The 14,898-nt window shown below is 70.7% G+C and carries 6 protein-coding genes; 2 read left to right on the top strand and 4 right to left on the bottom strand.

Features of this window, described 5'->3' with window-relative positions; genetic code table 11:
• Positions 1 to 35: 35 nt before the first annotated feature.
• Positions 36 to 1,646: a protein kinase gene (locus tag AB0J66_RS20120; RefSeq protein ID WP_364662540.1), complete on the bottom strand. Its 1,611-nt coding sequence runs from the start codon at positions 1,644 to 1,646 to the stop codon at positions 36 to 38.
• A gap of 310 nt (positions 1,647 to 1,956) precedes the next feature.
• On the opposite strand from AB0J66_RS20120, the gene AB0J66_RS20115 reads away from it, so the two are divergent.
• On the top strand, positions 1,957 to 3,426 hold the full coding sequence (locus AB0J66_RS20115) for a hypothetical protein (RefSeq protein WP_364662537.1): 1,470 nt from the start codon (positions 1,957 to 1,959) through the stop codon (positions 3,424 to 3,426).
• Positions 3,423 to 3,857 (top strand): MEKHLA domain-containing protein, encoded by a 435-nt coding sequence (locus AB0J66_RS20110; RefSeq protein ID WP_364662535.1) that lies wholly within the window; start codon positions 3,423 to 3,425, stop codon positions 3,855 to 3,857. The genes AB0J66_RS20115 and AB0J66_RS20110 overlap by 4 nt, the downstream gene beginning before the upstream one ends.
• A gap of 43 nt (positions 3,858 to 3,900) precedes the next feature.
• Here the strand turns inward: AB0J66_RS20110 and AB0J66_RS20105 are convergent, their stop codons facing one another.
• The 3 genes from AB0J66_RS20105 to AB0J66_RS20095 form a co-directional block, all read right to left on the bottom strand.
• The gene (locus tag AB0J66_RS20105; RefSeq protein ID WP_364662532.1) at positions 3,901 to 12,213 is read right to left on the bottom strand and encodes a hypothetical protein; all 8,313 of its coding nucleotides are present in this window, start codon (positions 12,211 to 12,213) and stop codon (positions 3,901 to 3,903) included.
• A 136-nt stretch (positions 12,214 to 12,349) separates the two neighbouring features.
• Positions 12,350 to 13,732, bottom strand: coding sequence for an FAD-dependent oxidoreductase (locus AB0J66_RS20100; protein ID WP_364662529.1), 1,383 nt, complete (start codon positions 13,730 to 13,732; stop codon positions 12,350 to 12,352).
• Between the two features lie 74 nt (positions 13,733 to 13,806).
• A complete protein-coding gene (locus AB0J66_RS20095; RefSeq protein ID WP_364662526.1) occupies positions 13,807 to 14,823 on the bottom strand; it encodes an AraC family transcriptional regulator in 1,017 nt (338 codons plus the stop codon).
• Between the last annotated feature and the right edge of the window lie 75 nt (positions 14,824 to 14,898).

Genomic DNA, 14,898 nt, shown 5'->3' with positions numbered 1-14,898 from the left:
GACCGGCGAGAAACCCGCGTGCGCTGGATCGAGGGTCAGCCGTGCCGGCCGAGGACCGAGCGGGTGAACTTCTCGGTTTTCGAGATCGAGGATCGGCTGGCCGTCAGCGGCGACTCTGCCCGCGAGGGCACCGAGACGTACCGGCTGGTGGCTTTGGAGCGCAGCGACACCGTACCGTCGGCGTTGAAGACAAGAACGAAGGTCTCGGCTGCGGTGACGTGGTCACTGCGTGCGATTAGCGCCGCGCCGCCGGACGGCGAGGCGGTCACGTACTTGTCGTTCACCTCAGCGCGTAACGCCACCTCCCCACCACCGAGATCGATCTCATCAAATGTCTCCCAGGGGCCGGCGGCTGCCGGGTACGCCAGCAGCGGTGAGGCTCCGGCATCCTCGGCGCTGACGTAGTGATGATTGGCTTCAGCCCGGTACACCACCGTCGTGAACTGCGTGGACTCCGCGGTAGGGGTGGGCCGGGCCGGTTTCGGAATCTGGCCCGCAGCCGCGGCGGATCGGCCGGTGACGTGCTCCGCCATGGGGGCGGTCGACGACCATGGCGGCGAGGCCGGCGGCGTGACCGCCGCGGAGGACGGCACGCTCGGCAATGTGGGGGCCCGCAGAACGACGGGCGGCGATCCCACGGAAGGCACGCTTCCGGAATCGGTTCGAAGATCCTCCGGCTTCCCGACCGCCAGGGAAATCAGACCGATACCGAGCACGACCGCCGCGCTGATGCCCCACCGCAGCCATCGGTCATGCTCGACCGCTTCGGCTCGCGGGGCGATCGCCGGCTCTTTCGCCGCTGAACGCAGCAGTCGCTCAGCCTCCCCGGCGTCGATACGCGCGGTGGGGTCCTTTTCGAGCAGGGCCTGCAGGGTGGGCAGCAGCCCGCCGGCGCGGCGAGGGGTTCGGGGAGGCTCGATGGCCAAAGCGGCCAAAGTGCTTACGGGCGAATTCCCGAGGTACGGGGGCCTGCCCTCCACAGCCAGGTAGAGCGTCGCTCCGAGGGACCACAGGTCGGATGCCGGCCCGATCACTCCGTCGAGGGCCTGTTCCGGTGCCATGAAGGATGGCGAGCCGACCACGACATCGCTGCCGGTCAGCTCGGAGTCACCGGCGAGCGAGACGAGCCCGAAATCGGTGAGGACGACGCGGCCGCTGGCCGCGATCAGAACGTTCGACGGCTTCACGTCGCGGTGCACGATGCCGACCTCGTGCACGGCCTTCAGCGCGCCGAGCAGAGCGGTACCGATGTGGGCGACCTGCTCGGGTGGCAGCGGTCCGTCCCGCCGAATCAACTCGTGCAGCGAGGGCGCCTGAACGTACTCCATGACGATCCAGGGAAGGTCATCATCGAGCACCACGTCGAAGAACCGTACGACGTTCGGGTGAGCGAGTTGAGCGATGGCGCGGGCCTCGCGCATCGCCCGTTCGCGCATCGCCTGCCTTTCCGCGTCACTCAAGTTGGCGGGCAGCAGCACTTCTTTCAGCGCTACTTCGCGGTCCAGGAGTTCATCCGTGGCCACCCAAACACGACCCATCTTGCCCTGGCCGATTTTTCGAACCAGGCGGTAACGATGGGCGACAATGCGAGAAGTGGAGCGAGACACAGCGGTACGGTACATCACGCAAAAATGAAAGAATTTCATTGCGCCGCTTTACCATGATGTCGACCTGGACCAGGCCGGCGCGAAGTGTCATCCACGCGCCACGGGAATGTTCCACTGGATCATTTTCCCTGTTCAACGCGCTCGAGACAGTCGGGTTCCAAGCGATCGGCGTGAAGTGGCTTGTCGCAGAAAAATGCCGGGAGTTCATGCGACACCGAAAGATCACACTGTCGTCAATTCGGCCCGATCCCGCCTCGAGGAAGCCGAGGCGGCGCCCATTGGCGAGTAAGCCATGTCACAACTACCGGTCGCGCCTGAACCTCGGGCGGACGAATGCGATTTCCCGGGCATGAACGCACGAGAATTGGACTTCGAGACGAGCACCTTCGACAAGGAATACATCACCCTGGCGGGCACCCGTGAGGCGATCGTCCGGGGTGGTCGCGACCTGTTCGACCGGCTGCCGCGGGCGTTCGAGGGCGTCAACCGGATCGGTGTGATCGGCTGGGGACCGCAGGCGTCGGCCCAATCGCAGAACCTGCGCGACTCCCTGGCCGGGAGCGATGTCGAGGTCGTGGTCGGGCTCCGTGCGGGCTCGTCCTCCTTCGACGCCGCCCGCGCCGCCGGCTTCGCCGAGGCCGACGGGACACTGGGCGAGATGTTCGAGGTCATCGCCACGTCGGACATGGTTCTGCTGCTCATCTCGGACGCCGCACAGGCCGCCCGGTACAAGCAGATCTTCGCGGCGCTGCGGCCCGGTGCGACGCTCGGCCTGTCCCACGGATTCCTGCTGGGTCACCTCGACCAGCAGGGCGACCGGTTCCCGGAGAACATCGACGTGATCGCGGTGTGCCCGAAGGGTATGGGCGCCTCGGTGCGCGCGCTGTACCAGCAGGGCGCCGAGACCAACGGCGCCGGCATCAACGCCAGCTTCGCCGTCGAGCAGGACGTCAGCGGCAAGGCCGTCGACCGGGCGATCGGCTGGTCGGTCGGGCTCGGCGCGCCTTACACCTTCCAGACGACGCTGCGCTCGGAATATCTGTCCGACCTGACCGGTGAGCGATCGATCCTGCTCGGCGGCGTCCACGGCATCGTCGAGAGCCTGTACCGGCGGTTCCGCGAGCAGGGCATGGGCGAGACCGAGGCGTACCGGCACTCGGTCGACTGCGTGACCGGTCCGATCTCCCGGATCGTGTCCAAGGAAGGCCTCATCGGTCTCTACCGGCGGCTGGAGGGCACCGACCGCGAGGGGTTCGCCCACGCGTACGCCGCCGCCTACCCGGTCGGGCTGGAACTCACCCAGGAGATCTACGACGAGGTGGCGTCGGGCAACGAGATCCGCAGCGTGATCCTGGCCGGCGAGCGGCTGTCCCGCTTCCCGATGGGCCGCATCGACCAGGCTTCGATGTGGAAGGCCGGCGAGGTCGCGCGACAGACCCGCGACGACGACGCGCTCCCGCTGGATCCGTACACGGCCGGTGTCTTCTGCGGTGTGATGATGGGGCAGATCGACACGTTCATCGAGAAGGGTCACCCGTACTCCGAGATTGCCAACGAGTCGGTGATCGAGGCGACCGACTCGCTCAACCCGTACATGCACGCGCGAGGTGTCGCGTACATGGTCGACAACTGCTCGACCACCGCCCGGCTGGGCTCCCGTAAGTGGGCGCCGCGGTTCGACTATCTGCTCAGCCAGACCGCGTACACCGCCGAGGCCCCGGACACGGCCGTGATGAAGGCGTTCGAGGAGCACCCGATCCACGATGTCCTGCGCATCTGCGCCGAGATGCGACCGTCGGTCGACATCTTCGTCCAGTGAACGCGCTCGATGCCGTCTGGGCCGGTCTGCTCGCCGACAGCTACCGCCGGCTCGTCGGCGAGCCGCTTGTCCCGGCCGGAGCGGACGCGGCCGCCTGGCTCTACGACGCGCCGTTCGGCCTGCTCGCCCACGACACATCGCCGGACCCGGTGTTCGTCTACGCCAACCGCACGGCTCAGAAGGTGTTCGGCTATTGCTGGGACGAGTTCGTGGGACTGCCGTCGCGCCTGTCCGCGGACGAGGAGGACCGGGCCTCCCGGCGCATGTTCCTGGATTCGGTCCGCGCCGACGGGTACGCCACCGGTTACCGCGGACGGCGGGTCGCCAAGGACGGACACCGGTTCTGGATCGAGGACGTGACGCTCTGGACCCTGCGCGACGCCGACGGCGCCCCGGCCGGCCAGGCCGCCCTGATCCCCCGTGTCAGCTGATCCGGTAGCCGGCCACCGCGGCACGCCTCGCCGCGGTGGCCGGCTACCGGGAGACCACCGGCCGGAAGGCGATCCAGCGACCTGGACCGCCGGCTGCGGACTCGAGGCCGAGCACGCCCTCGGGCAGGACGTGCACAGCGGCGGTCGGCGCGTGGACGAGCCTGCCGGTGGCTTCCGCGACGGCCTGCGCCGGAGCCGGGCCGTTCGCGCCGGGCACCGCAGCCCGCGACGAGAGGAGAACGATGGCGCCCTGATCGGTGAGCTGCGGCACCGCCGTCAGGTCGCTCAGGAGCCGGGCCAGCTCCCGGCCGTCCACCGGGCGCGGATCACGATGCCGGTCGTCGTGCACGACGAAGCTGCCGTCGCGGCTCTCGACGTCGACGAAGAGAACGTTGCGCAGGCCCGCCCACGGCGCCCGCTCGCCGCCGTCGAGCCGGCGCAACACGCCGTCGGAACCGGCGGCCAGCTGGTGGACGACCGGGTTTCCCATGGCCCCGACCAGACGATGGCCGGCGTCGTCCGGCCCCGGCCGGAAGGTGACGGCCTCCCGGCGCCCGAACCGGGCGGTGATGCGGCGGTGGTGGACCTGAGCGGCGTCGGCCACCGCGGCATCCAGTCGCCCGGGCACCGGAACGGGCGGGCCGGCCGGTTCCGGCGTTTCCGCCGGCAGTTCGGCGAGGGCGGCCCGAACTGCCTGCTCGAAGGTCTGCTGACGGCTCCAGGAGTTCTCGTGAAGCCGGACGATCTCGGCGGGGCCGAGCCGGCGGAAGCGCGACCGGGCCGCCTCGACGCGCCGGTGCAGGCCGTCCGGCAGCCGCCGCAGTGCCTGGTCGGCACTCAGCGGCAGGCCGTCCGGGCCGAGCTCGTAAAGTCGGCCCCGGGGGTCGGCTCGATGGACGAGGGTCAGCCCGTCGCCCCGGTGTTCGCGGATCTCGAGATAGGTGTCGAGCGCGTGGGCGACCTGGCGCACCAGGTGCGGGGCGTCGACCGGCAGACCGCCGCGCGTCGAGAGGGACAGGGCGCGATGAGAGCCGATCATCGTCCGGAGATGCCCGGCGAGCTGGGCCGCCGCCCGGTGCGCGTCCCAGGCGATGCCGGCCCGGTCGAGGTCGACGAGCGGCGCGGGAAGCACATCAGCGGGCCAGGCGGGCGAACCGGCCTCCGGCGCGGTTCGACGGCGGGACAGCATGTCACGGCGGAGCTGATCTATCTGGTCGGCGTAGGCGGTCAGATAGACCTCGCCGGTGATCGGCTCGCTGCGGTGGGTCGCGGCGATCCGAGCAGTGGACGGCCGGCGGTGGTCGGCGACGACCAGGTCGAGGAAGAACCGGCCGTGAAGGCGGACCAGATGGACCGGCCCCTGACGCTTACCGTGCTGCTCACGCCGCGGATTGTTGGCCGGGCCGCCGCTGACGTTGTTCGCCGTCTGGCGGCTCAGGGATGTCGAGAGACTCTCGCCGCCGGCGGCGGTGGCGGGCAGACCCTGCGCCACATTGGCCGACAGCGACGAGGACCAGAGATCGGTGGAGAGCCCGACGCTGTCCGTACTGAGGTATTTGGCGTACCGACCGGTCCCGGTGCCCCGCTCGATCGGGGTGACGACGGTGAGGTCGTACAACTCACCGTGCAACGAGAGCTTGGCCCGGCGATGGGATCTCCCCGGCACCGGCAGCTCCTCGGCCAGCACAAGGGTGCTTCCGCCGACGGCCCGGGGCAGATGGTTGGCGAGATGGCTTCGGGACAGCAGCACCGGCAGGGACAGACTCGGCAGATATCCGTCGCCCATCGACCGGCCGAAGGCCTCGGCGAACAGCCGCCGGGCGGCCGGCAGCGCGTCGTCGAGAAGGGCGGCGCTGACCATCGCATCGGCCGGCAGACCGGGCAGCGGCGACAGATCCGGCAGCGGGGCGGGTCCGTGCAGGGGTGGCGACCGCAACAGCGAGGGCGGCAGCTTCACGGCGAGGGTACCCTGATGGCGGCGGACCACCGCTTCCCCGCCCGGGCCCCGTAGCAACCGGGCGACCGCGTTGTTGAGCTCCCGATGAGGCATGTCGAGGCGTTCGACAGTGATGGTCAATACAAACGGAAGGTCCGCGCGATAACTGGAGTTCCAGTCGTACACGGTCTGCTCGACGATGTTCTCGTCGGCCCGTCGGCTGCTGCGGTGCCTCGCCCGCCCGTTGGTCAGGGCCATGCTCGCGGTGGTCCCCTCGGCGCCGCCGACGTTCAGCTGAGCCAGCCCGATCGAGACGCCGTCGTGTCGGGCGTGGCTGAGACTCAGCTCCGCATAGGCGTGCCCGTAGTTCTCCAGGCCGCTGCCCGGCAGATGGTCGCGCACGTGCGGCTCCCCGAGAGTCGCCTTGAGGGTGACCAGGACACCCTCGGCGGTCAGGGCGTTCATCTTGTTGATGAGGGAGAATTGCACCCCGTGCTCGCTCACCATGTCCTCGACGAGCGGGAGGTCGCGCCCACCGGACAGCATCGCCTGCAGCATGTCGATGCCACCGGGCTGCCGCCCGGTCACCCGGCGCGGGCCGGTGAGATAACCCCGCTCGAGCTGGACGGCCCAGTCGCGGTGACGTTTGGCCAGCAGCCCCGGAACGGCCTGTTCGATGGCCTGGTGCACCAGGTCGAAGGTGGACGTGCCGGCCTGCTCGTAGACCAGGTGATGGAACCCGGAGTGCCCGAGAGCCTTCACACCGCCCCCTGTCAGGTACGGCGGGATGAAAGTCGGTACCGGACGGGCATCCCCGCTGAGATCGGTGTCGGGGAACGCCCGGGCGAACTGCGCCCGGGCGCCGGCGTCGAGGATGTAGCCGTCCGGTGCCGCCCGGTGGGCCGCCGCGATCCGGTCCGCCCACCCGGCCCGCTGCCCGGCATACTCCGGATCCTCGCTCAGCTGCCATCGGGCCAGTGTCCGCGCGAGCATCGACGAGCTGAACGCCGGGCCGGGCAGCGGCGCGCCGCTCCAGCGGGCGAAGAGGTCCGCCAGCTGGGCGCCGGGGACCGGCAGATTGCCCTGCGCGTACTGCTCGAGCGCGTCCGGCTCGCTGAGCAGGAAGACCATCTCGCGCGGGCCGACCAGGGCGGGTTCCGGGACCCGGACGGATTCCGGCAGAACCTTCGCCTGCGTCTCGCGGACGCTGCGGATCTCGAACGTCACCTCGGTCCGGAACGCGTACACACGCTGGAAGTTGAGATCGAGGAACTCCTTGCCGCCGGTCTGGCGGGCGCCCTGGACCCGTTCCCAGCCGTGTTGCCAGGAGACGCCCTGGTGGGTGCTCAGCTCACTCAGGACGTCCACTGGCGAGCCGGCCCCCGACCGGACGTCCAGCGGTGACCACTCGATGCCGTGCTGGGCACTCGAGTTCTGGGCGGCCTGGGTGAGCCGCAACCGGATGAGGCCCAGGACGTACTGGTCCTGGACTCCCACGAACGTCGTGGGACCCAGCCCGGCCGCGATGGATATCCCGGCCAGGCTGTTCCCGATCAGACCGGCGCGGAACGGCAGGTCGGTGGTGTACTGACTGTTCGCGATCTCCTTCATGTGCGCGGTGAGCGAGACGACGCTGGTGAAGTTGACGATCGCCTGGTCGGACCGCTCGGCCGGCCCAGCCAGGCCGGTGAGCTGGGCGCGCGTAGCGGCGAGCACGCCCGTGCCGTCGAGGTGATAGACCACCGCTTGATCGAGGACGGACGGCGGTGTGGTCGCCGGCCCGGTGGCCGCCGGTGGTCCCGGCTGGTTGATGCCGGGCACCAGCCGAACCAGGGCGGTGCCGTCGACCACGTTCCGGCCGGCGGTCCAGGTCGCCGGGGGGCCGTCACTGAAGTCGACCGTGACCGTGTACCGGCTGGGCAGGGCGAACTCGTCGACGGCACCGGAGTACTCGAGCAGTTGCGGGGTGTTCGTGATCCACGAGACCGAGGCGGAGGCCCCTCGGGCGAACCGGTAGCCCGCGGAGAAACCGATGTCCCGCAGCCATGGGGCCATGCCGAAACCCAGACCGGCCCGCCCCGTCACGCCGACCCGGGTGCCGTCGGCCGTGCCGCGCCCGGCGACGTCGAGGCCCATGGCCAGATTGACGGTGTGGTGATCCGCGGACCGGCCCCGGAAGTTGACCGAGTTGCCGCGGGCGTCGACCTCCGCGGTGAACAACGGCCGTGCTGTGATCGTGATCCGGGCGTAGCTCGTGCGCCCGAAGCCGTGCCGGGTCAGGGTGAACGACATGCCGTCCTGGTGGATGTCGTTGTAGAACGCGTTGAGCGCGCCAGGGAAGATCATCTTGTACAGCAGTTCCAGGTTGGCGAAGTGGCTGTCGGGATCACCCGGCCGCTTCAGCAGTCGCCCCCCACCGCGGCGGTCGAACGGCCGGCCGAGATCGCGCGGGATGAAGTTGTGGCGCTGCAAAGGGGGTATCACCGCCTCGAGAAGACGCCGCGCCACCGATTCGTCGACCTCGGTCAGACCTTGACCGATGCCGCGGCCGTCCAGTACGTGCCGCGGCAGCCGGACGCCGCGCAGGGGCGCTCCGCCGGCGTCCACATGGGTGATTCGCCTCGGCAGGACCTGCGAACCGAACGGAACCATGGTGCGCCCACGGCGCAGCTCGGCCACGGAGTCACGCCAGCTCTCGGATATCTGCGACAGGCGGACGGGAAGTCCGTGCCGGAAGGCCTCCTCCTCCGGCATGCGGACCAGCGCCGACCCGGCGACGCTGGCCGGCGTGGCCCGGCGGACCGGCCGCGCGTGTACCTGAACCGACACCTCGTGAGTCAGGTCGAGACGAAAGGCCGCGGTCGGTCCCGTGAAGCGGTTGACGTGCACCCACAGGGCATTGCGGGAAGCGCTGGCGGTCTCGCTGGTATCGGTGGAGATGCTGCCGCTGACAGACGGCCCGATCCTGAGCGCGGGGCCGGCCCGCAACCCGGCCCTCAACGAGATCTGCAGCGCCTTCCCGTTGCCGAGGGTGAAGGAGCCGTTCGACGCCGAGATCGCGGTGTGCACCCGTTCGATGTGCGCCCGCTCGCTGGTCGCTCCGACCGGCGAGGCCCTCGCGGAGGTCAGTCGGCTGCGGATGGTGATCTCGGCCTGCACCCGGCCCCGTCGCGAGATCGTGAACCGGTATCCCCGAGGGTCGTTGATCGCTTCGCCGAGGTTGGCGTCGAGCGCCCAGACGGCCTGCGTCAGCTGGTGGCGAGCCGGTGTGCCGGTGTCCAGGTGCAGGCCCTCCGCGTGCAGTTGAGTGAGCGCCGCGTCGAGGACGGCCGGCATGCCGGTGACATGGGAGGCGAAGTAGGTACGCGGGATGCGGTCGAGGGTCACCGGCCGGTCATGCCCGGCGGCCCCGTGCGCGAACGCGGTGACGACCGGGGGCTCCGGCGTCAGGTACTGGTCGGGTATCCAGACGGACAGCGACTCCGGCGGGGCACCCGTCAGGTCCGGACGCGTCGCTTCGATGTCGGCCCAGCTGTCCGCCCCACGGGACGTGGACGACCTTCCGGTCGTACGGATCTTCAGGTGCCAGACGGCGTCGGCCTCGATCAACGTGGCCGGCCCCCGGGTGTCCTCGACCTGACCGACCTCGGAGTCGAGCGCGCCGCCGACGCTCCGGTTGACCGCATTGATTGTCGCCGAGGCCGAGATACTGCCGCCGGCCGAGGTGAGGAGGCCGCCGTCGAGGCTGACCTGACCGGAGAAGCCCAGCTGCACCCGGGTGGCGCCCAAGGACGACGACGAGGCGTGCCCGTAGGCTCCCGTACGGAAGTTGCCCTGGATGACTTCGGTGGCCCGAAGGACCGGCCGCGGTGGGCCGGGTTCTCCCGTCTCGCCGGCTTCGTCGATCGGGTTTAGCCGGCCCGAGATCGACCCGTCCCGGGGCGCCGGGCCAGGTGCCACGCGAGGGTTGCCCGGTGTGAGCACGAAGAGGGCTTCGACGGTGCCGAACGGGATGATCAGTCCACCGCCGGTCAGGGCGCGGTAGTTCCCGAGGAGGCGCTGGGCCAGGTGGTCGCGCGCGCTCGCCGAGACGGTCCCGCCGTGCCGGGCGACCTGTTCGACGACGTGCTCGACCAGCCGGCTGAGGTGAGGCAACGTGTTCTTGGGGGTCCCGGCCGGGTAGACGATGGGATTCAGGCTCACAGTGCCTCCGGGACCGGGCACGACGAGGGCCGGATCCGGTGGCCGCAGTCGCGACGGTTGCCCCGCCTGCTCGCGCGGTGCGAAAACCGTGCCGGGCCGGGCCGCCGACGGGACCGTGGTCATGACGGACCCCGTGTCGTCGGCGACCAGGAGCAGCTCGGGATCGCCGGCCAGACCGGCTGTCGAGGGCTCGCCGTCGGGTCCGACGAGCACGACCCGCACGCCGAAGACCTCGGCGATCGCCGGCAGAAGCCGGTCCGGGGTCAGCTGGGGACCAGGGACGCCGGGGGTCGCGAGCGCCGTCACCGCAGCGAGCGTTCGGGCCCGCTCTTCGGGCAGTTCGGCCTCGGACAGGCCGAGCAGCGGCCAGGAGGTGCCGGCCAGCGCCAGGTCGGCCCGCAGCACAGCCGCGAACGACGATCTCAGGTCCGCGGCCGACATGCCGGCCACACCGGCGAGCCGATGGGACCCGGGATCGTGACGCCCGGCGAAAGCCACGGCGTCGAACAGCGAGTCGACTCCCGAGGACGTCCGAACGGCCGCCCGGTTCCGATCGACCAGATGCTGCCACTGGGTGTCGGTCAGGACGGAGGGGATACTCGGCCCGGTGCCCGGCACCGGGACCGGGACCGGGACCGGCCCGGCTGACCGGTCCGCCGCGGCCCGGGCCTGGGCGAGCATCGGCGTGATGCCCGGCCCCCGGGTGACCGCAAGCGGCTCCGGGAGACTCACGCGCGCGAACCGCTCATCGAGCACCTCCGGTTTGGGTAATCCGATGTCCTGTCCCCCGGTCAGGCCGTCGAGCAGCGTCCGCAGCGGCGTGAAACGGCCCGCGTCCCCCGCGGATTCGACCCGGAACCGGCCGACCGCCGGATGCCGGGTTCCGCCGAGTTCCGGTGGGGCACCACCATGACCGGCCGGCGATTCCTCGCTCCGCTGCGACGCCGGGAACGACCTTGCCGTCCGGAACGACTCGGCGCTTCCGAACGACTCGGCGGTCGCGAACGACTCGGCGGTACCGGACGACGTCGCCACGGAGGCGACACTCGGTGGTCTCGACGCCGGCTGGTGGGCCCACTCCGCCCCGGCGTCTCGGCCGGGATCCACCGGAGCGGCCTCGCCGGCGGCTTCGACCGGCCGGCCGGGTGGCTCCGGGTGTTCCGTCATCACGGCATCCGGTGCGGGGTCGGCGGCGGCCATCAGGTCGAGCGGTGCCACCTCGGCCGGCCGGACCGGGACCGCTGCGGGCGAGCCCGGTGCTCCGCTCGTGTGCTCCCGCGGTCCCTGGTGAGCGCCCGAGCCGGTCCGGTGACGGAGCACGACTCCCGTATGTTCGCCGGCCAGGGAGGCGGCACTGGAGACGAGGCCCGACAGGAAGCCGCCGCCCGCCTGCGGCGACGACCAGCCCTGGCCCGTCATCACCCCCCAGAGCCCCTCGGTGAGGGCCTCCGCCGTCGACTCCTGCCCGGCGTGGGCGGCGAAGTGGCCGTAGTCGGCCAGCGCCGCCGCGACCGTCCGGGGAAGGGACAGACCCATGTTCCGGACGAGGCGCCCGGCGACGTCGCCCAGAGCGCCCACGGCGAGCCCCACGGCTCCGCCGAGGGCACCGACCTCGACGGCCTGAAGCGTCTTGCGAACGTCGAGGCGTCGGCGATGGCCCTGCCTGATCTGGATCGCCTGCACGATCAGGTCCATCAGCACCTGCATGCCGATGCCGACCAGCTCGGCCGAGGCGATCGCCACGCCGGCCCGAAGCAGCCACGCGGTGATCAGCGAACGACCGGCGACCAGCCGGGCGGCCAGTCCGGTCAGGACACCCGGGAACAGCCAGGCGACCGCCATCGCGGTGAGGAACTCGATGAGCAGCTCGACCAGGATCACGATGATCATGAGCTTGACGTACTCGACCTCGGTCGCCGTGTCGGCCAGGCTGTCACCCAGCCGATGCACGTACTTCCCGGAGAACGCCAACAGCCCGTCGTCGCCCAGGTAGTCGTCCATGGCCTCGGCGAAGGCCTGCTCGGACTCGCCGGAGACTCCGGCGCGGATGCTGTCGACCGCCGCGGTGAACAGCGGCAGCACGCCGGCGAGCTGGTCGGCCACGTCGTGGTAGGTCTGGGCCAAGGCCCGGACGAGATCCTCGTTCGCGCTCGGGAACTGCTCGCCGGTGAGCCACCGCTGAAACTGGTTGAGCTCGTCGCTCACCTCGAGTGCCATCCCGGCATCACCGCCTACCCGATGTTCGCTCCCGTACAGGTTGTCGAAGCGAACGGCGAAGAATTCATCGAGGTTTCCTTTTCATGACAGGACCGGACGATCGAAACCGGGCCGTGACCGAGTTCGGCGCCCGGGGTCAGGCGTTCGCGGCGACGGCCCGGTCGAGGAGGGCGGGGTCACCGAGGGTGGCCGGGTGCCGCAGCATGAACGAGACGCTGTTGAACGCCTCCGCGACGGAGGGGTCGGTCAGCGTGGCCGCCATGATCTGGTGCAGCGCCCAGCGCTGTTGGCTCACCTCCTCGGGCACCTCGGCGCCCCGCAGCGCGTCGAGACGCTCGGAGTCACCGCCGGCGGAGATCGCCCAGGCGGCGTCCACCGCCATCTGCTGACGGCCGAAGAAGTCGGTGGCCGGGACGGACAGGTCGGGGGCGCCGGTCAGGTAGGCGGACAGACAGGAGGCGTGCAGCGCGGCCGAGCTCATGCCCTGCCCGTAGATCGGGTTGAACGACGCGACAGCGTCGCCGACCGCGACCAGGCGGGCCGGGAAACGGTCCAGCGGGGCGAAGTCGCGCCGCCGGCTCTCCGCTTGGTGATAGGTCACGATGTCCCGCGTCAGCGGGCCGCTCACGGCCGTACTGAATACGCTGGGCAGGTCGGCACAGGCCGCGCGGAACTCCTCGAGCGTCCGGCCGGGCCGGGCGTCGTCGTATCCCATCAGCATGACGATCCACTGATCGCCCTCGATCGCGTTGGCCGCAGCCACGGACACCCCGTCGACGGTGTGTTCCGGCGAGAACAGGCCCAGCGCACAGATGACCGGCAGGTCGGTGCCGTTGTCGCGGCGGGCGAACATGGCGGTCGCGTAGTTGATCGGCGACTCCAGCCGGGTCAGCCGGGGCCGGTCGTAGCCGTCCGCGGTGACCCAGTCCGACAGCCGGCTCGCCCGTCCCATGGCGTCGACCGTGAAGTCCGCCTCCAGAACCCGCTCGACACCGGCGGCGACGTAGCCGATCCCGCTCACTGCGCCGTCGGTGTACCGCAGGCCGGTGGCCCGGCCTTGCACGATCGAGACGTTCGGCAGCGCCGTCACCTGCGCGCGGATGCCGGCCTCGATCAGCTGCCGGCTGGCGCCCAGCAGCGCTACGTCGTCGCGCCCGCTCGCCTGCCGGCGCCCGTCCAGCATGGTGGCCGTCTGCTCCGGTCCGGACAGCAGGGCACCGGCTTCCAGCGCGTTCTGGGTGAAGCCGGGCAGCCACCGCTCGATCCACAGCCGGCCGGCCGGGAGCAAGGTGTGCACCTGCTGGTCCTGCGGGGTGCTGGGCCGGGCACCGGACTCGGCCGGCAGATCATCGCGCTCGACGACGACGACCCGCCGGGCGTGGTCGGCGAGCACCCGGGCCGCCAGCAGCCCGGCGATGCTGCCACCGAGCACGACGGCGGTTTCGAACAGGTGCCGGGGCTCGGCCGGCGGGCGCGCCCGGACGAGATCGTCGAAGCCGGAGATCAGTGGTTCGGTCACTGTGCCACCTCGGAGTGCGCAGGAAAGATCATCTACGCCGAATCTAGGAGGATCGCCGGCGCCGCCCCGGTATCTCAGTGCCTCGTCGGTTGTACGCCCGTGCCCGTCCGATCGGCGAGGTCGCCGGCCACCCGGCCCCGCGGCCGGCTCGCCTCTCCCCCGCCGGCGCGCCGATGGCCGGGCGTTTCACCGAATCGCCGCCGATAGGCGCGGATCAGGTGACTCTCGTCGGCGTAGTGCCAGCGGGCGGCGATTTCGGAGACGGTCAGGGCCGTGGTGGCCAGCTCCGTGCGCACCCGATCGAGGCGCCGCTCCCGGGCGTACTGCATGACCGAGATCTCCTCGGCCGCGAAGGCGCGGTGCAGGGTCCGTACGGACACGTGCAGCAGATCGGCGATCGCGGCCGGGCTGAGATCCGGGTCGGTGAGCAGGCGGGCGTCGATGCACTCCTGAGCTGCCCGGACCAGGGCCGGATAGAACGGCTCGTCGTCGACGACCTGCTGGGCCAGGAGCCCGCGGAACAATTCCAGCGTGGCGTTGCGCGCCGCGATCCCGAGGTCGTCCCCGATCTCCATGCAGGCACGGATGTGGGCGAGCAGCAGCCGCGCAGGCGGCGAGTCCTGCTCGGCCGCCATGGCTCCCCGGGCCACCCGCACCTCCTCCAACGGAGCGTGCAGCATGAGCGCCCGGGTACCGCGGCTCACCTCGAAATCCCAGGGCTCATCGTTGCGGCGGACGTAGGCGTAGCCCGGCCCGACCACCGCGGCCCGGCGCGCCGACTGGAAACGCCACAGCCCGCTCAGCGTGAAGTGGCTCACCAACCGGTCCTCGAGGTGGCCGTCCGGACCACCGGTACGCCCAGCGACGGAGTCGCTGTACTGGTCCTCGATCACCAGGTCGTGCAACATCGTCCGCCGGATGCGCACGGCGTACGAACCCTCGCTGTGCCGTGGCAGCCGCAACGGCGGCGGCGGTACGGTCCCGCCCGCCTGCCGCTGCCACTCGGCCAGCAGCACCTGGTCCCGGTTCCCGTCCGCGTAGGCCACGGCGATGTCGACGTCGAATCGCCGGTGGTTCACCTTCGGGGCCATCTCTGCCGCCTTTCGTCGTGTCCAGCAGTGACCGTCGCCGGGCGGTGGCCGAAGTTCACGGCCGGCCATGAAGCC

This window comes from Actinoplanes sp. NPDC049598, assembly GCF_040675435.1.
GTDB lineage: Bacteria > Actinomycetota > Actinomycetes > Mycobacteriales > Micromonosporaceae > Actinoplanes.
The sequence above is the reverse complement of the archived record's forward strand: the minus strand, read 5'-3'. Positions and strand labels throughout refer to the sequence as shown.